The sequence below is a fragment of the Subtercola lobariae genome (assembly GCF_014640255.1).
Taxonomy (GTDB): domain Bacteria; phylum Actinomycetota; class Actinomycetes; order Actinomycetales; family Microbacteriaceae; genus Subtercola; species Subtercola lobariae.
On the sequence record NZ_BMGP01000003.1, the window covers coordinates 33,764 to 51,094 of the forward strand.

The 17,331-nt window shown below is 64.2% G+C and carries 15 protein-coding genes; 3 read left to right on the forward strand and 12 right to left on the reverse strand.

Annotated elements, in window-relative coordinates; translation table 11 throughout:
* Nucleotides 1-10: 10 nt before the first annotated feature.
* Together IEX24_RS08195 and IEX24_RS08200 are read left to right on the forward strand one after the other, a co-directional pair.
* Nucleotides 11-1,240, forward strand: a complete 1,230-nt coding sequence (locus IEX24_RS08195) for a DUF349 domain-containing protein (RefSeq protein WP_188676695.1) — start codon at nucleotides 11-13, stop codon at nucleotides 1,238-1,240.
* A 95-nt stretch (nucleotides 1,241-1,335) separates the two neighbouring features.
* Nucleotides 1,336-1,917 (forward strand): hypothetical protein, encoded by a 582-nt coding sequence (locus IEX24_RS08200; protein WP_188676698.1) that lies wholly within the window; start codon nucleotides 1,336-1,338, stop codon nucleotides 1,915-1,917.
* Here the strand turns inward: IEX24_RS08200 and IEX24_RS08205 are convergent.
* The 12 genes from IEX24_RS08205 to thrS all read right to left on the reverse strand — a co-directional run bounded on the left by IEX24_RS08205 (nucleotide 1,904) and on the right by thrS (nucleotide 15,912).
* The gene (locus IEX24_RS08205; RefSeq protein ID WP_188676700.1) at nucleotides 1,904-4,156 is read right to left on the reverse strand and encodes a RelA/SpoT family protein; all 2,253 of its coding nucleotides are present in this window, start codon (nucleotides 4,154-4,156) and stop codon (nucleotides 1,904-1,906) included. The two genes, IEX24_RS08200 and IEX24_RS08205, sit on opposite strands and share 14 nt — an antisense overlap.
* A gap of 163 nt (nucleotides 4,157-4,319) precedes the next feature.
* Nucleotides 4,320-5,339, reverse strand: a complete 1,020-nt coding sequence (gene secF, locus IEX24_RS08210; protein ID WP_188676703.1) for a protein translocase subunit SecF — start codon at nucleotides 5,337-5,339, stop codon at nucleotides 4,320-4,322.
* Complete coding sequence (gene secD, locus IEX24_RS08215; RefSeq protein ID WP_188676706.1) at nucleotides 5,339-7,246, reverse strand: protein translocase subunit SecD; 1,908 nt, start codon at nucleotides 7,244-7,246, stop codon at nucleotides 5,339-5,341. Before secD ends, secF begins: the two co-directional genes overlap by 1 nt.
* 165 nt (nucleotides 7,247-7,411) lie before the next feature.
* Nucleotides 7,412-7,849 (reverse strand): preprotein translocase subunit YajC, encoded by a 438-nt coding sequence (yajC, locus tag IEX24_RS08220; RefSeq protein ID WP_188676708.1) that lies wholly within the window; start codon nucleotides 7,847-7,849, stop codon nucleotides 7,412-7,414.
* A gap of 121 nt (nucleotides 7,850-7,970) precedes the next feature.
* Nucleotides 7,971-9,089, reverse strand: a complete 1,119-nt coding sequence (gene ruvB / locus IEX24_RS08225) for a Holliday junction branch migration DNA helicase RuvB (protein ID WP_188676710.1) — start codon at nucleotides 9,087-9,089, stop codon at nucleotides 7,971-7,973.
* A complete protein-coding gene (gene ruvA, locus IEX24_RS08230) occupies nucleotides 9,086-9,715 on the reverse strand; it encodes a Holliday junction branch migration protein RuvA (protein ID WP_188676713.1) in 630 nt (209 codons plus the stop codon). Before ruvA ends, ruvB begins: the two co-directional genes overlap by 4 nt.
* 436 nt (nucleotides 9,716-10,151) lie before the next feature.
* Nucleotides 10,152-10,790 (reverse strand): crossover junction endodeoxyribonuclease RuvC, encoded by a 639-nt coding sequence (gene ruvC, locus IEX24_RS08235; RefSeq protein WP_188676716.1) that lies wholly within the window; start codon nucleotides 10,788-10,790, stop codon nucleotides 10,152-10,154.
* A gap of 192 nt (nucleotides 10,791-10,982) precedes the next feature.
* Nucleotides 10,983-11,741, reverse strand: coding sequence for a YebC/PmpR family DNA-binding transcriptional regulator (locus IEX24_RS08240; protein ID WP_188676719.1), 759 nt, complete (start codon nucleotides 11,739-11,741; stop codon nucleotides 10,983-10,985).
* Nucleotides 11,742-11,807: 66 nt separating this feature from the next.
* Nucleotides 11,808-12,404, reverse strand: coding sequence for a pyridoxal 5'-phosphate synthase glutaminase subunit PdxT (gene pdxT / locus IEX24_RS08245; protein ID WP_188678097.1), 597 nt, complete (start codon nucleotides 12,402-12,404; stop codon nucleotides 11,808-11,810).
* 122 nt (nucleotides 12,405-12,526) lie between these two features.
* A complete protein-coding gene (gene pdxS / locus IEX24_RS08250; protein ID WP_188676722.1) occupies nucleotides 12,527-13,429 on the reverse strand; it encodes a pyridoxal 5'-phosphate synthase lyase subunit PdxS in 903 nt (300 codons plus the stop codon).
* A gap of 21 nt (nucleotides 13,430-13,450) precedes the next feature.
* Entirely contained in the window at nucleotides 13,451-13,993 is a 543-nt protein-coding gene (locus IEX24_RS08255) for an HIT family protein (RefSeq protein WP_188676725.1), read from the reverse strand.
* A 2-nt stretch (nucleotides 13,994-13,995) separates the two neighbouring features.
* Nucleotides 13,996-15,912, reverse strand: coding sequence for a threonine--tRNA ligase (thrS, locus tag IEX24_RS08260; RefSeq protein WP_229715242.1), 1,917 nt, complete (start codon nucleotides 15,910-15,912; stop codon nucleotides 13,996-13,998).
* 166 nt (nucleotides 15,913-16,078) lie between these two features.
* Between thrS and IEX24_RS08265 the strand changes: the two genes are divergently transcribed.
* On the forward strand, nucleotides 16,079-17,329 hold the full coding sequence (locus IEX24_RS08265) for a type III PLP-dependent enzyme domain-containing protein (RefSeq protein ID WP_188676731.1): 1,251 nt from the start codon (nucleotides 16,079-16,081) through the stop codon (nucleotides 17,327-17,329).
* Nucleotides 17,330-17,331: the final 2 nt, after the last annotated feature.

Below are 17,331 nucleotides of genomic sequence, written 5' to 3' on the forward strand. Positions count from 1 at the left end.
GTGATTTCTTGTGATCAGTAGTGACCAGCACCCATGGGGCCGCGTTGACGAAACCGGAACGGTTTATCTTCGTGAAGCCTCTGGCGAGCGTGTCGTCGGCCAGTATCCCGACGGAACGCCCGAAGAAGCGCTTGCCTACTTCGAGCGCAAATACACCGATCTGGCAGGCCAGGTAACGCTGTTAGAGCAGCGCGTGAAGCGCGGAGCATCCGCTGCCGACGTCAGCAAAGCCGTTTCAACGTTGTCGGGCGCCATCGAGACGGCCAACGCCATCGGCGACCTGGCCGCGCTGAAGAAGCGAGTGGATGCCCTGACCGTCGTGGTCTCGTCGCTCACCGAGAAGCAGCAGGTCGAAGCCAAAGCGCAGCTCTCTGAGGCCATCGTCGAACGCACGACCATCGTCGAAGAGGTCGAAGCTCTCGCAGCAGAAGACCCCGCGAAGGCGCAGTGGAAGCAGGTGACCGCTCGCCTCGACGAGCTGTTCGCCCGCTGGCAGAAGCACCAGCAAGACGGTCCGCGGCTGCCGCGCACCGAAGCCGGCGAGCTGTGGAAGCGGTTTCGCGACGCCCGTACCACCATCGAAGGCCACCGCAAGGCGTTCTTCGCCGATCTCGACAACGCGCACCGCGACGCCCGCACGAAAAAGCAGCAGCTGGTCGAGCGTGCCGAAGCGCTCATTCCGAAGGGCGCTGACGGCGTCAACGCCTACCGTGACCTGCTGACCGAGTGGAAGAACGCGGGCCGCGCGGGCAAACGTGTCGACGACCAGCTCTGGGACAAGTTCAAGGCCGCCGGCGATGCCATTTACGCCGCCCGCAGCGAGGTCGTCGCGAAAGACGACGAAGAGTTCGCCGAAAACCTCACCAAGAAGCTCGCCTTGCTCGATGAAGCCGAGCCGCTGCTCACCGAGAAAGACCGCACGGTCGCTCGCGACAAACTCACCTCGATTCAGCGCCGGTGGGATGAGATCGGCAAGGTTCCGCGCGACAACGTCAAAACGGTCGACGACCGGTTGCGCCGTGTCGAGGCTGCCGTTCGTAAGCTCGACGAAGACTTCTGGCAGAAGAACAACCCCGAGAAGAAGGCTCGCGCCGAAGGTCTCGCAGGGCAGCTCACCGATGCCATCGCGAAACTGCAGCTCGAGATCGACGCAGCCTCGGCCGCGGGCGATGCCGTTAAGGTCGCCGAACTGCAAGAGGCTCTCGACGCCCGCAAGATCTGGCTCGACGCGCTGAACTAGCCCTGCGCCTCGTTCTGCACAGTTTGCTGCTGAGCTTCTCCACAGATCGTTGCCTTCTGAGGTTGGCGAGTGGATGCTCGGCGCAGGCTTGTCGCATGACCACAGTTACCGCGCACCCTTCGCTTCTCTCGATCGCAGAACTTTCAGCAGCACGCCTCGATGGTGAGCTGTTCGACGTCAGCGACGACTATGCCAGCGTTGCTGAACCAGAAACCATTCAGCTACGGGCTCGTTCGCTCGCCAGTTGGGTTCCGCCGCAGGCTGCGGTCGAACGACACAGTGCCTTGTGGGTGTACGGGGTGCTCGCTCGACCGCCCACTCCCCTGCAGCTGTGCCTGGGGGCGCACAGCACCCTTCGCATCGCCACCACGCGGCGCTACATCGTGCGTGAAGTGGCGCTGCTCGTCGGCGACGTGCGCACCTTCGCCGACGTGCAGGTGACCTCGCCGCTTCGCACCGCCGTCGATCTTTCTCGAACGAGCGACGTCTTCGATCAGCACCTGATTCGGCAGCTCGCCGAGCTGATCAGACCCGAACGGCTCACGATCGCCGACTTCGAACGGCGGCTGAGCGCGTCGCGCAATCTGCCGCACAAGAAGCTGGCGCTGGCGCGCCTCCGCCTGGTGGTCGAAGCCGCGTTCTGCAGAGCCGACGAGGGCAGTGTCAGCCGCCGCTGACGCGGTAGACGTCGTAGACGGCGTCGATGCGCCGCACCGCGTTCAGTACTCGATCGAGGTGAGTGGTGTCACCCATCTCGAAGACGAAGCGGCTGATGGCGAGACGATCGCGTGAGGTGCTGACCGTTGCCGAGAGAATGTTGACGTGATGCTCTGACAGCACCCGGGTGACGTCAGAGAGCAGACCCGATCGGTCAAGCGCCTCGACCTGAATCTGAACCAAGAAGACACTCTTCGACGACGGTGCCCACTCGACCTCGATCATGCGCTCGGGCTCTTGCAACAGCGATTGAACGTTGTGGCAGTCGCTCTGGTGCACCGAGACTCCGGTGCCACGGGTGACGAAGCCCACGATCTCGTCGCCTGGAACCGGGGTGCAGCACTTGGCGAGCTTGACGAGAATGTCGGGCGCACCGCGAACCAGAACCCCTGATTCGCTATGGGTCGACCGCGGGCGCCGACCGACAACCACATCGAGTTCGCTGTCGTCGCTCTCCACCTCGGTCTGCAGCGACTGCAGAACCTTTTCGATGACCGACTGGGTAGAAACGTGCCCTTCGCCGATCGCCGCATACAGGGCCTCGACATTGTTGTAGCTCAGCTGCGACGCCACCTCGGCGAACGAGTCTTGGCTCATCAGCTTCTGAAGGGGCAGATTCTGTTTGCGCATGGCCCGGGCGATGGAGTCGCGCCCCTGCTCAATGGCTTCGTCACGCCGCTCTTTGGTGAACCACTGCCGAATCTTGTTGCGCGCCCGGGGGCTCTGCACAAAGCTCAGCCAGTCTTGGCTCGGCCCGGAGTCGGGGTTCTTCGACGTGAAGACTTCGACCACATCACCAGTAGTCAGCGTGCTCTCGAGCGGAACCAACCGGCCATTGACCTTCGCGCCCATGGTGCGATGGCCGACCTCGGTGTGCACGGCGTACGCGAAGTCGACCGGCGTCGCACCGGCGGGCAATCCGATGACCCGGCCCTTCGGCGTGAAGACGTAAACCTCTTTGGCGCCGATCTCGAAACGCAGCGAATCGAGAAACTCTCCGGGGTCGACGGTTTCGGCCTGCCAGTCGGAGATTCGGGCCAGCCACGCCATGTCGGCGTCGCCCCGATCATCCACTGCCCCGGCCTTGCCCGAGTTCACGCGTTCTTTGTACTTCCAGTGCGCAGCCACACCGAACTCGGCACGCTGGTGCATCTCGTTCGTGCGAATCTGAATCTCGACGGCACGGCCGCCCGGGCCGACGACGGTGGTGTGCAACGACTGGTAGAGGTTGAACTTCGGCGTAGCTATGTAGTCTTTGAACCGCCCGGGCATCGGGGTCCAGCGGGCGTGAATGGAGCCGAGAACCGCATAACAGTCGCGCACCGAGTTCACCAGCACGCGAATGCCTACGAGGTCGTAGATCTCGTCGAACTCGCGGCCACGAACGATCATCTTCTGGTAGATGGAGTAGTACTGCTTGGGCCGACCGGCGACCTTGCCGCGAATCTTCGAGGCCTTGAGGTCGTCGGTGACCAGCTCGATGACCTGTTGAACGTACTCTTCGCGCTGCGGAGTGCGCTGGCGAACGAGATTTTCGATCTCGACGTAGAGCTTCGGCGAGAGCACGGCGAACGAGAGGTCTTCGAGCTCCCATTTGATGGCCTGGATGCCCAGCCGATGTGCCAGCGGAGCGTAGATCTCGAGCGTCTCTTGAGCTTTGCGGGTGGCCGACTCGGTCGACACGAAGCCCCAGGTGCGGGCGTTGTGCAAACGGTCGGCGAGCTTGATGATGAGCACGCGAATGTCTTTCGACATGGCGACGATCATCTTGCGCACGGTCTCGGCCTGCGCGCTCTCGCCGTATTTCACCTTGTCGAGTTTGGTGACGCCGTCGACGAGCATGGCCACCTCGTCACCGAACTCGGCACGCAAGTCGTTCAGCGTGTAGTCGGTGTCTTCGACGGTGTCGTGCAGCAGAGCGGCGGCAACGGTCTTCACGCCGATGCCCAGTTCGGCCAGAATCTGCGCCACTGCAACGGGGTGCGTGATGTACGGTTCGCCCGAGCGGCGCTTCTGCCCGTCGTGAGCGCGCTCGGCCACGGTGTAGGCCCGCTCGATGATGCTGACATCAGCCTTCGGGTGGTTCGCCCGAACCGTGCGAATCAGCGTGTCGACAGCACCTGCCGGTTGTGCGCGGGAGAACAGTCGCGGTACCAGCCGCCGCAGCGACGCATTGGTCGGCGCAGTGGTTTCGGTCATGTGGCTGCCTCCACTGCAATTATCGCACTAGGGTCACACGCTTGACGCACTCCACCCAGATTCACCAGAGGCTGAGCCCCACATTCGCCGACGGCTTAAGCCCACAATCGCCGCAGGCTAGGCCCACATTCGCCGAAGGGCTAGGCCCACAATCGCCGAAGGCCTAGGCAGAGACGCTCTCGCTTTCGGGCGCGGCTTCGGCTTGACGCTGCGCACGCTGTGCGAGAACACGAGCATCCATCTTCTTGATCTTCGGTTCACCGCGCCGAAAGAGGGCATACATCGGTGAGGCGATGAAGATGGTCGAGTAGGTGCCCACGAAGATTCCGATGAGCAGCGCGAGCGAAATGTCGCGCAGCGTGCCGGCACCGAGCACAAAGGCGCCGATGAACAGAATGGATGCCACGGGCAGCATGGCCACGATCGAGGTGTTCAACGACCGCACCAGGGTCTGGTTCACGGCGAGGTTCACGGTCTCGCTGAATGTGCGGGTGGGCTTCTCACCCATCAGCCGGGTGTTCTCGCGAATCTTGTCAAACACCACCACGGTGTCGTAAAGCGAATAGCCGAGAATCGTCAAGAACCCGATGACCGCTGCTGGAGTGATCTCGAACCCGGTGATTCCGTAGATTCCGGCGGTGAGTATGAGGTCGTGCAGCAGCGCCGTCATGGCCGCCGCCGCCATCTTCCACGTTCTGAAGTAGATAGCCATGAACACAGCAGCGAACGCCAGGAAGATCAACAGACCCCTGATGGCCTGCCCGGTGATGTCAGCGCCCCAGGTCGGCCCGATGAAGTTGATGGTCACATCGTCGGGTGACACCTTGTAGGCGGTCGCCAGTGCGTCACGAACCTGGTTGCTCTCGGCGTCGTTGAGTTGATCGGTCTGCACCCGAATGCCGTTCTGGCCGAGCGTGGTGACGGCGGGGATGACGCCCGGGTCGACCGACTTCACCGCATCGATGCCCAGCTGCTGGCTGGTGTCGGAGACCTGCTGAATAGAGAACTGCGACCCACCGCGAAACTCGATGCCGAACACGAAGCCGCCGCGTAAGAACGGGCCGATCACCGAGATCAGAATCATCACTGCGGCAATGGTGAACCACAGCTTCCATTTGCCGACGATGTTGTACGACTTCTTGCCTGAGTAGAGATCGTTACCCAGATCACTCATGCGGGCCATCAGCGCTTCTTCCTCTTCGGCGACGGCTTTCGCACGGGCGGCGTGGGTTTCTTCGGGGCAGTGGATGTCTCGGCAGAGGATGTCTCGGCAGTGGATGTCGCATCAGTGACGTTCGGCGCGCCAGTCGGCATGACCGTGGACGCGTCGGTGGTGCCGTTCGTCTCGACATCGGGCGTGGTGACGGGGCGATCGTCGACGGCAACCGAGGTCGTCTGAGGCTTCGGCGTGGTTTCGGTGCCCGGCTCGATAACGAGCGGAGCAGAGCCGGCGGCACGGCGCTCAGCGATGGTCTGTCGGCGCGCGGCCTCACGGCTCGCAGACTCTTGCTTGCCGCGCGAAATCGTCGCCGACGGAGCCTTGAACTGCGCTCGCCCACGGTACACGGCGCCGAGCTGACGCGGGTCGAGCCCGCTCGCCTTGTGGCCGTCTTTGAAGAAGGGCAGTTCGGCGAGCAGCGTCATGATGGGGTGCGTGAACATCAGCACCACCACAAGGTCGATGACCGTGGTCATACCCAGGGTGAGCGCGAAGCCCTTCACGCTGCCGACAGCCACGATGTACAGCACCACGGCCGCCATCAGGTTGATGAAGTCAGACGCGAAAATGGTGCGAATGGCCCGCTTCCAGCCGGCCTGAACGGATGATTCGAGACCTCTCCCGTCGCGCAATTCGTCGCGTATTCGTTCGAAGTACACGATGAACGAGTCGGCAGTGATACCGATGGCCACGATCAGACCCGCAACACCGGCCAGCGACAACCGGAAACCGGCACGCCACGAGAGCAGATCGACCACCAAGAACGTGAGAGTCGCGGCCACCACAAGAGAGGCGATGGTCACGGCGCCGAGTACCCGGTATTGCAACACCGAGTACCCCACCACGAGAACGAGACCGATGAGACCGGCGATCAGGCCGCTCAGCAGCTGGGTCGAACCGAGCGTGGCCGAGATGGTGTCTTGGCTCTGCACGGTGAAGCTGATGGGCAGAGCACCGAACTTCAGCTGATCGGCGAGGGTCTTCGCGGTGTCGGCGGTGAAGTTACCCGAGATCTGCGGTTGCCCGTTGGTGATCACGGCGAGTGTGCGCGGAGCGGAGATGACCTTGCCGTCGAGCACGATGGCGAACTGGTTCTGCGCGCCGGTCAGGCCAGAGAGACGAGTGGTCACCGTCGCGAACTGCGACGTGCCCTGGTCGTTGAAGAAGATGTTCACCACGTACTGGCCAGTGGATGCACCCGAGCTGGTCTGCGCGACACCGCTGGTGGCGTTCGTCACGGTCTCGCCCGAAACCTCGACCGGGCCGAGAATGTACTTCGCCCCATCGTCGCCACAGGCGACCAGCGGCTGGTCTGCGGGGGCCTGACCCGCATCGGTGGCCGCAGTCGAGCTGCAGTCGATGTTCAAGAACTGGTCTTCAAGGGCCGGTGTCACCCACGCCAGGTCACTCGCGTCGGTGGGCTGCGCTGTGGGAGTGCTGTCGAGGCCTGGTGTCGGTGTGGTTGTCGGCACCGACGCGGTGTCGGTCACCAGCACGGGCCGAAACTCCAGCTTTGCCGAGGCCTCGATGCGAGCGAGGGTCGCGTCGTCAGGCTTGCCCGGAATGGAGACGACGATGTTCTGGCCGCCCTGAGTGGAGATCTGCGCTTCAGAGACACCACTGGCATCCACTCGCTGGCGAATGATCGATACCGCCTGCGTGACCTGGTCGTCAGACACGGTCTGGCCGTTCTCGAGCTTCGGCGCGAGAATGATCTCGGTGCCGCCCTCGAGGTCGAGCCCGAGCTTAGGCAGCCACGAACCGCCGCCCCAGATGGCGCCTGCGGCGTTGACGCCGGCGAGGGCGATGAAGATGACAAGGAGCCAGACGAGGGTGCGTCTGGCTCTCTTGACGGCGGTTGATTTTGCCACCTGCGAAACTCAGCTTTCTATAACGACTGCGTGAACAGACCTGTTCTCGAACAATACCTGACTATCGCTCACTTCAGGCTAGCGCTGAACCGTTCTCGGCGAATTACACGCCAGACGAACCGTTGAGCGCAGAGTTGTTCTACGAAATCGCGAACGGGGTGCGAACTACTCGCCCGACTTGTTTGACTTCGGCTTACCGTTCTCATCGAGCGGAACGCCGTTCAGAACAGTACCCGATGTTTCAGACCGATTGTCGTCAAGACGCGATTCGTGAATGCGTTCGCCGAATTCGGGCTCGCTCTGGTCGTCGATGGTGTCGGTGTCGGTGATGGCCAGGGGCTCTTCGGTGGGCACCACGCGGGTGACCGTCTGGCGGTGCACCTTCAGCACGGTGCCCGGGGTGGTCTCGAGCAGAATCTGGTTGTTCTCAACGTCGATGTTGAGAATGGTGCCGTACACGCCGAAGTTCGTCATGACGTAAGCGCCCTCGGCGATCTTGTTGGTGAGCTCTTCGGCCTCGCGCTTGCGCTTGCGGGAATTGCGCACCATGAAAATAATGAGAACGGCCAAAACGGCCAGCATGATCAGGGTTAACGGATCCATTTAAAAGTTCGAGCCTTCCAGCAATCGGGGGTGCAGACGGGGCTCAGCATACAGAGCCGGGCTGAGCGTCAGCTAGACAGCGCTGATGAGTCAGCGAGAGCGAGCTGAGTGTCTGCCTGAATTATAGCTCGTCATCGAAAAGAGGCTCAGTGCCATCAGAAACTGCTCGTTCGCCAGCGGCACGCCGATGCTTCTGGGTCAATTGATCGGCGATGTCGTTGCGGGGCTGCATGTTGAAATGCTCCCACCCTTCGCGTGTCGCCATGCGACCTCGCGGCGTTCGAACGATCAAACCGATTCTCACGAGAAACGGTTCGACGACCGATTCGATGGTCTCTGATTCTTCGCCGACTGACACGGCGAGCGTGTTCAGGCCGACCGGGCCGCCGTTGAACCGGGTGAGCAGAATGAGCATCACGGCCCGGTCGAGTCGGTCGAGCCCGAGTTCGTCGACATCGTAGAGTTCGAGCGCCGACCGAACCACCGCACGTGTCGCCTCTCCCCCGTGCACCAGCGCGTAGTCGCGTACCCGGCGCAGCAGCCGGTTCGCGATGCGCGGTGTTCCGCGCGACCGGGTCGCGATCTCGATCAGGGCACTCTCTTCGATGCGCAGCTCGAGCATCACTGCGGCCCGGCGCAGCACCTGCACGAGTTCGTCGGCGTCGTAGAACTCGAGGTGCGCGGTGAACCCGAAGCGGTCTCGCAGCGGGTTCGGCAGCAGCCCAGAGCGAGTTGTCGCGCCCACCAGCGTGAACGGGGCGAGATCAAGCGGTATGGAGGTGGCGCCAGCACCCTTTCCCACCATGATGTCGATGCGAAAGTCTTCCATGGCGAGATACAGCAGTTCTTCGGCCGAGCGGGCCATGCGGTGAATCTCGTCGACGAAGAGCACCTCACCCGGCACAAGGCTCGAAAGCACCGCGGCGAGGTCTCCGGCGTGCTGAATGGCGGGCCCGCTCGACAGCCGCAGCGGTCTGCCGCTTTCGTGCGCCACGATCATGGCGAGGGTGGTCTTGCCGAGCCCCGGAGGGCCGGCGAGCAGAATGTGGTCGGGCGTTCGGTTCTGGATGGTCGCGGCATCCAACAGCAATTGAAGCTGCCCACGCACCCGCTGTTGCCCCACGAATTCGGCAAGGCTCTTGGGTCTGAGGGCGCCCTCGAACGCGACCTCGGCCTCAGAACCCATCATCTCGGGCTGCAGCAGTTCGTCGCCGGGGCGACGCGTGTCGTCACCACTCATCGCGGGCCCGCCGTGCTCTGCCGCGGGCCGAGTTCGGTGAGCGCGCGCCGCAGCAGAATCTGCATGTTGGCCGCGTCGTCATCGCTCGTCACCGCGAGCACGCTGTCGAGAGCATCGGATGCACTGCGATCGCTCCAGCCCAAACCGACCAGTGCCACCAGCACATCGTCGCGTACCGAGCCCGCAGGCGCGAAACTGGGCCGCCCTGCCGTGGCAGCGTGTGCGTACGCCGCGACTTTGCCGGTCAGTGACACGACAATGAGCTTGGCCGTCTTTGGGCCGATACCGGTCACGCGGCGAAAGACGGAGTCGTCGTCGGCGCCCACAGCGCGGGCTATTTCGTTGGGCGAGAGGGCGGCGAGCACGCCCATCGCCGACTTCGGGCCGACACCTGTGACCCCCACGAGCAGCGAGAAGATCTCGAGCGACTCAGAGTCAGGGAAGCCGAACAGCGATAGCGAGTCTTCGCGCACGATCATGCTGGTGAGCACGCGCGCTTCTTCACCGACCCGCAGCGACAGCGAGTGTTCGGGCGTCAATTGCACCTGAAACCCCACCCCGCCGACTTCGATGACGGCACCCGTGCCGTACAGGTCGAGTACGGTTCCGCGCAGACTTGAAATCACCCCCTCAGCCTACGGGCGATCCCCGACATTCGAACCTATGTTCCCCGGCGTGCCGCCGCCGACTTCAGCTCAGCCGCGGCGCGAACACGGCGAAGTGAGCCACCTACGACGTAGTGAGCTATGTCTACCCGCCTCAATACGGCGTAAGGGGCTCACCTCAAGGCGCGACAGGCGCCGCGCGAGCGAGCGAGCCGCCTACGTCGAAGTGAGCCGCCCACGTCGAAGTGAGCTAGGCCTACCGGGCTCGCGGCGTAAGGGGCTCACCTTAAGGCGCGACTGGCGCGGCGCGAGCGAGCGAGCGAGCGAGTCGCCTACGTCGAAGTGAGCCACCTACGACGTAGTGAGCTAGGTCTACCCGCCTCAATACGGCGTAAGGGGCTCACCTCGAGGCGCGGCGTGCGCCGTGCGCCGGGCGAGCGTCACGGGTCGCGGGCGGTCAGCGGCGAAGGCCGCTGCGCTCGGGGGCCGCGGCCTTCGCGGCCTGTTCGGCGGCGAACCAGGCGGCCTGGGCGTTGGTGAGGCGTGCGGCGGGGCGATCGCGGGGGGTAGCGCCGCCGTGCAGGTCGCCGCTCGCGGCCGCGGCGCTCTGCGCGAGCGCGCCGAGTGGTGAGCGCCAGGCGTGGCAGATGGCCAGCGCAAGGGCGTCGGCGGCGTCAGCCGGCCTCGGAATCTCTTCGAGCCGCAGAATTTTCGCCACCATGGTGCCGACCTGCTTCTTGTCGGCCTGGCCGTAGCCTGTGACGGCGGCCTTCACTTCGGTGGGCGTGTGCATGCCGATCGGCAGCCCACGTTTCACGGCCTGCAGCATCGCGATGCCGCTCACCTGGGCCGTACCCATGACGGTGCTGACGTTGGTGTCGGCGAATACCCGCTCGAGGGCTACGCGTTCGGGCTTGTACTCGTCGAGCATCCGTTCGATGCCGTCGCTGATGGTCAGCAGCCGATTCTCGTGCTGTTCACCGGCGGGGGTACGGATGACCGTGACGTGCACCAAGGTGGCGCGACGGTTCTGCGACACATCGACGATGCCGACACCGCAGCGGGTCAGCCCCGGGTCGATTCCTAATACGCGCACGGCGCAAACCTATCTCGCACCGAGCTCCTTGACCCGAACGCTCCGATGCGTGTCTCGCCGCGGGCCCGCGGCCGCCCGCTCCCGTCGAACTCAACCTGAGGCCGTTTCGACGCAAGAGCGGTCGCTGTGGCTGCCTCACAACCGTGACAACGACCTCATAATGCCGGAAGTGGCGGCGGAGGCGGCGCCGGGTTAGTCGTTCTCGAGCTCGGCCTGCACCTCGGGGGTGAGGTCGAGGTTCGAGTAGATGTTCTGCACGTCGTCGTTGTCTTCGAGCGCGTCGATGAGGCGGAAGACCTTGCGCGCGGTCTCGGCGTCGACCTCGACCTTGAGGGTGGGCACGAACTCGATGTCGGCAGAGTCGTAGTCGATTCCGGCGTCTTGCAGCGCCGTTCGGTTCGCGACGAGGTCTGAGGGCTCGGTGAGCACCTCGAACTCGTGACCGTGGTCGATGACTTCTTCGGCTCCGGCGTCGAGAACGGCGAGCATCACGTCGTCTTCACTCAGCGTGGGCGTGTGCTCGACCTTGATGACGCCCTTGCGGTGGAAGTTGTACGCGACGCTACCCGGGTCGCCCATGGTGCCGCCGTTGCGCGAGACGATGGCCCGAACATCCGCCGCCGCCCGGTTTTTGTTGTCAGTGAGGCACTCGATGAGCATCGCGACACCATTGGCGGCATAACCCTCGTACATGATGGTCTGGTAGTCCACGGCGTCAGCGCCGACACCGGCGCCTCGCTTGACGGCCCGGTCGATCAGGTCTTTCGGAACAGACGTCTTCTTCGCCTTCTGAATGGCGTCGACGAGTGTGGGGTTACCAGAGAGGTCGGCGCCGCCCAGCTTCGCGGCGACCTCGATGTTCTTGATGAGCTTGGCGAACGACTTCGCACGGCGGGCGTCGGTGACCGCTTTCTGGTGCTTGGTGGTTGCCCACTTGGAATGACCTGACATAGTGCTCTCCTTGAAAAATCTCACCCAGTCTAAATCAGATGGGCGGGGCGCTGCGGTTCGAAAGCGCTAGCTGTGGAAACCGACGCTCAGCACGCGGTCGTAGAAGCGGCGGTGAAACCGGTAATCGTCGGTCATCTCGGGGTGAAACGAGGTGCCCAGCAGGTTGCCCTGTTCGACCGCGATGACTCGCCCGTCGTCGAGTGCGCCGAGAATGGATGCCCGCTCCCCCACCTGCTCGACCACCGGAGCCCTGATGAACACCGCGTGCACCGCCGGTGCACCGAGCGCAGGAATGTCGATGTCGACCTCGAACGACTCCTTCTGGCTGCCGAATGCGTTGCGGCGCACCGCAATGTCGAGGCCACCGAGGCTCTGCTGCCCCTCGATGCCGTCGAGCACGGTGTCGGCGAGCATGATCAGCCCCGCACACGTGCCGTAGACGGGCAGACCCGCCGCAATGGCCTCTGTGAGCGGGTCGGCGAGCCCGAACATCCGTGACAGCTTGTCGATGACGCTCGACTCGCCGCCGGGAATGACGAGCCCAGAAACCTGGGCGAGCTCGGATGGCCGGCGCACGGTGATGACATCGGCACCGAACGATCTCAGTACATCGGCATGTTCTCGGTAATCGCCTTGCAGCGCAAGAACGCCGACCGGCGCCAACCCGGAGCCGGCGGAGCTGCCAGAACCGGCAGAGCTGGCAGAACCTGTGGAGCTGCGAGCCCCGGCGCCCGCTGCGCTGCCGACGAGGTCGTTCAGGCCCGAGTTACCAGCCACGCCCCTCGCTACCAGCCACGCTCTGAGAGGCGGTGCGGCGCGGCGAGGTCTGCCACGTTGATGCCCACCATGGCCTCACCGAGCCCGCGCGATGCCTCGGCGATGACCTGAGGGTCGTCGTAGAACGTGGTCGCCTTGACGATTGCCGCGGCACGTGCGGCCGGGTCACCCGACTTGAACACGCCTGAACCCACGAACACGCCGTCGGCTCCGAGCTGCATCATCATGGCCGCGTCGGCTGGCGTCGCGACGCCGCCCGCGGTGAAGAGCACGACGGGCAGCTTGCCGGTCTCAGCGATTTCGACCACGAGTTCGTAGGGCGCCTGCAGCTCTTTCGAAGCGACGTACAGTTCGTCGGGCGCCATCGAGCTCAGGGCCCGGATCTCGCCGAGGATCTTGCGAATGTGCTTGGTGGCCTCTGACACGTCACCGGTGCCGGCCTCGCCCTTCGAGCGGATCATCGCCGCGCCCTCGTTGATGCGGCGCAGAGCCTCACCGAGGTTGGTGGCACCACAGACGAAGGGAACCGTGAAGTTCCACTTGTCGATGTGGTTCACGTAGTCAGCCGGTGAGAGAACCTCTGACTCGTCGATGTAGTCGACGTCGAGCGCCTGCAGAATCTGCGCCTCGACGAAGTGGCCGATGCGGGCCTTTGCCATCACCGGAATCGACACGGCAGAGATGATGCCGTCGATCAGGTCGGGGTCGCTCATGCGCGCGACACCGCCCTGCGAACGAATGTCGGCGGGAACGCGCTCGAGGGCCATCACGGCGACGGCGCCAGCGTCTTCGGCGATGCGGGCCTGTTCGGCGTTCACGACGTCCATAATGACGCCGCCCTTGAGCATCTCTGCGAGGCCGCGTTTGACACGGCTCGAGCCGACGGAAGAAGTGGGGGTGGAGTCAGTCATAGTGCTTTCTATTCTACGGGTCTAGGATGCGGGCCACGCGGCCGCGATGGTCGCCCGAACCTCGCCGAGGAGCTCGGGCAGCGCCTTCGTTCTCGCGATGATCGGAAAGAAATTCGCATCGCTCGCCCAGCGCGGCACAATGTGCTGGTGCAGGTGATCGGCGATGCCGGCGCCCGCCACCTGGCCTTGGTTGATGCCGATATTGAAGCCGTCGTTCTTCGAGACAGAGCGCACGACGCGCATCGCCGTCTGGGTCAGTGCCGCGATCTCGGCGACCTCGTCGTCTGTCGCCTCGTCATAGAGCGGAACGTGGCGATACGGGCAGACCAGGAGATGACCGCTGTTGTACGGAAACAGGTTCAGCAGAACATAGGCGTGCGTTCCACGGGCCACGATCAGAGCTTCTTCGTCGCTCAGCGAGGGCGCGACGCAGAACGGGCACGACTTTTCGTGCGGAGTCGGGCCGGCCTGAATGTAGACCATGCGGTGCGGGGTCCACAGGCGCTGAAATTCGTCAGGAACCCCGGCCAGGTGGCTGGGGTCGGTGATCTCGATGTCGCTCACAATCAGATCTGACCCTGGCTGGTGACCTGCACCTTGTTCTCGATCGACGCCACGATCTTGTCGATGGCGTCGGCGACCGGCACGGCGTTCTCTTGCGTTCCGTCGCGGAAGCGGAAGCTCACAGTGCCGCCGGCGCGGTCTTCGTCGCCGACGATCAGCTGAAACGGCACCTTGTTCTTGGTGTGAGTGCGAATCTTCTTCTGCATACGGTCGGCCGAGGCATCCAATTCGGCCCTCACGCCACGCGCCTTGAGCTGTTTGATGACGTCACCCAAGTACTCTTCGTATTGCTCGGCGACCGGGATGCCTACCACTTGCACGGGCGAAAGCCACACCGGGAACGCCCCCGCGTAGTGCTCGGTGAGCAGCCCGAAGAACCGCTCGACCGAACCGAACAGCGCGCGGTGGATCATGACGGGCCGCTTCTTCGTGCCGTCGCTCGCGGTGTATTCGAGCTCGAAGCGCTCGGGCATATTGAAGTCGAGCTGGATGGTCGACATCTGCCAGGTGCGACCGATGGCGTCGCGCGCCTGAACCGAGATCTTCGGGCCGTAGAACGCCGCCCCGGCGGGGTCGGGTACGAGTTCGAGCCCGGATGCGGCGGCCACCTCGGCGAGCGTATCGGTGGCCTCCTTCCACGCCTCGTCGGTACCTACGTACTTCTCGTCGTTGCGGGTCGAGAGCTCGAGGTAGAAGTCGTCGAGCCCGTAGTCTTTCAGCAGCCCGAGCACGAATGTGAGCAGGCTGGTGAGCTCGCCTTTCATATCTTCGAGAGTCGTGAAGATATGTGCGTCGTCTTGGGTCATGCCGCGCACACGAGTGAGCCCGTGAACGACGCCCGACTTCTCGTACCGGTAGACCGTGCCGAATTCGAACATGCGCAGCGGAAGGTCGCGGTACGACCGGCCTGACGATTCGAAAATCAAACAGTGGAACGGGCAGTTCATCGGCTTGAGGTAGTAGTCGGCGGCCTGGCGAGTGATCTCGCCCTCTTCGTTGCGCGCCTCATCGAGCTGCATCGGCGGGAACATCGAGTCTTTGTAGAAACCGAGGTGCCCAGAGGTTTCGAACAAGTTCGACTTGGTGATGTGCGGCGAGTAGACGAAGTCGTAGCCTTCGACCTCGTGGCGCTTGCGCGAGTAGTCCTCCATCTCGCGGCGGATGATTCCGCCCTTCGGGTGGAAGACCGCGAGCCCCGAGCCGATCTTGTCGGGGAACGAGAACAGATCGAGTTCCGCGCCGAGGCGGCGGTGATCGCGCTTCGCGGCCTCCTCCTGCCGGGCCTGGTAGGCACGCAGTTCGTCTTTGGTGGGCCACGCGGTGCCGTAGATGCGCTGTAACTGCGGGTTCTTCTCAGAGCCACGCCAGTACGCCGCCGCCAGGCGGGTGAGCGCGAAACCGTTGCCGATCATTCTCGTGTTCGGCAGGTGCGGGCCGCGGCAGAGGTCTTTCCAGACCGTTTCGCCGGTCTTCGGGTCGACGTTGTCGTAGATGGTGAGTTCGGCGCCGCCGACCTCGACCGACTCGTCTTCGGCGGCCGAACCGCCCTTGATGCCGATGAGTTCGAGCTTGTACGGCTCATTCGCCAGCTCGGCGCGGGCCTCGTCGTCGGTGACGACACGGCGTACGAAGCGCTGGCCCTGACGGATGATGCGTTCCATCGCCTTTTCGAGCGTCTTCAGATCATCCGGAGTGAACGGCTCGGCAACACCGAAGTCGTAGTAGAAGCCGTCGGTCACGGGCGGCCCGATGCCGAGTTTCGCCTCGGGGTTGATCGACTGCACGGCCTGCGCCATGACGTGGGTTGCCGAGTGTCGCAGAATGTTGAGGCCGTCGGGCGAGTCGATGGGCACCGCCTCGACGAAGTCGCCGGCCTTGGCGGTGGCAGCGAGATCACGCAGTTCACCGTTGACCTTCATGGCCACGATCGTTCGATCGGTAAACAGTTCGAATCCGGTGTGATCGGTCTCGACGGTGATGATGTCACTCACGTAACGGGTGCTCCTTGCGCAATTGTGGTACCCAGCCCTTCAACTTTAGTGCGCTATAAACTGAGGGCTTACCCGCGCGAATGGAGTTCTGTAGGTGGAGTCAGACCTCCCGCGCCTGGTGCTGCACCACGACGCCGTGCAGAGCAACATCGCCGTGATGCAGTCGTATTGCGACGAGCGCGGTGTTCTGCTCGCCCCGCACGCGAAGACCCATCTCGTTCGAGAGCTCTGCGAGCGGCAGCTGGCGGCGGGTGCCTGGGGGTTGACCGCTGCGACCACGGCGCAGGTTCGGCAGCTCGAGGCGTGGGGGGTGCCCCGCATTGTGCACGCGAAAGTGCTGGTGGATGCCCCGGGCATCCACTGGGTTGCGACGACGTTTCTCGGGCAGGGCGCTTCGGCCGAGTACCTCTGTTACGTCGATTCGGTGGCCGGTGCTCTGCTGCTCGAGCGTGAGTTGGCGGTCGCGGGTGCCGAACGGCCGCTCAGGGTGCTGCTCGAGCGAGGCTTCGAGGGCGGCCGCACGGGCGTGCGCAGCCCCGTGGATGCTCTGCAGATCGCCCGGCACGTAGCGGGCTCGGCGTGGCTGAGCCTGGCCGGCGTCGCGGGGTTCGAGGGGTTGATCGGCGACCGGAGTGGGGTCGATGAGCTTCTGCAGAGCATCCATCAGACCGTGGTCGACTGCCACGCCGAGAGCTTGTTCGACGGGGTGCCCGTGGTTACGGCAGGTGGCAGTTCGTTTTTCGACGCCGTGGCCCGGCAGCTCGGCCCGTCGTCGTTCGATTTCGAGGTGCAGACGGTGCTGCGAAGTGGATGCTACGTCACCCACGATCACGGGCTGTATGCCCGCACATCGCCGCTCGCCGGCCGGCTGACGCCCGCGCTCGAGGTGCACGCGAGCGTGCTGTCGCAGCCCGAGCCGGGGGTGCTGATCGTAGGGTTCGGCAGGCGCGACGTGCCGACCGATGCCGGCCTGCCGGTGGTTCTGGGGTTTCAGAGCCGCACGGGCGACGGCGACGGCGCGAGTGACGGCGGGGGCGCGGGCGACGGCCAGAGTGACGGCGGGGGCGCGGACGACGGCGAGAGCGACGGCGGGGGCGGGGGCGACGGCCACGGCGCGAGTGACGGCGGGGGCGCGCCCGGGCCCGCAGACACAACCGAATGGAGCGTTTTCGCCGTGAACGATCACCACGCCTTTCTGCGCGTGCCGGTAGGGGTCGACGTCTCGCCTGGCACGGTGCTGCGTTTCGGCATCAGCCACCCGTGCGGCGCTTTCGACCGGTGGCGCAGTATCAGCGAGCTCGACGCCGATGGGCGCATCATGGGCGTTGTGAGGCCGGCGCTGTGACG

Bases quoted from the DNA above. Each gene is read 5' to 3' on its own strand.
- IEX24_RS08205 (WP_188676700.1), bottom strand. From the start codon at position 4,156: ATGACCGAAACCACTGCGCCGACCAATGCGTCGCTGCGGCGGCTGGTA.
- ruvB (WP_188676710.1), bottom strand. From the start codon at position 9,089: ATGAGTGGTGACGACACGCGTCGCCCCGGCGACGAACTGCTGCAGCCC.
- yajC (WP_188676708.1), bottom strand. From the start codon at position 7,849: ATGGATCCGTTAACCCTGATCATGCTGGCCGTTTTGGCCGTTCTCATT.
- thrS (WP_229715242.1), bottom strand. From the start codon at position 15,912: ATGAAGGTCAACGGTGAACTGCGTGATCTCGCTGCCACCGCCAAGGCC.
- secF (WP_188676703.1), bottom strand. From the start codon at position 5,339: ATGGCCCGCATGAGTGATCTGGGTAACGATCTCTACTCAGGCAAGAAG.
- IEX24_RS08240 (WP_188676719.1), bottom strand. From the start codon at position 11,741: ATGTCAGGTCATTCCAAGTGGGCAACCACCAAGCACCAGAAAGCGGTC.
- IEX24_RS08200 (WP_188676698.1), top strand. From the start codon at position 1,336: ATGACCACAGTTACCGCGCACCCTTCGCTTCTCTCGATCGCAGAACTT.
- pdxS (WP_188676722.1), bottom strand. From the start codon at position 13,429: ATGACTGACTCCACCCCCACTTCTTCCGTCGGCTCGAGCCGTGTCAAA.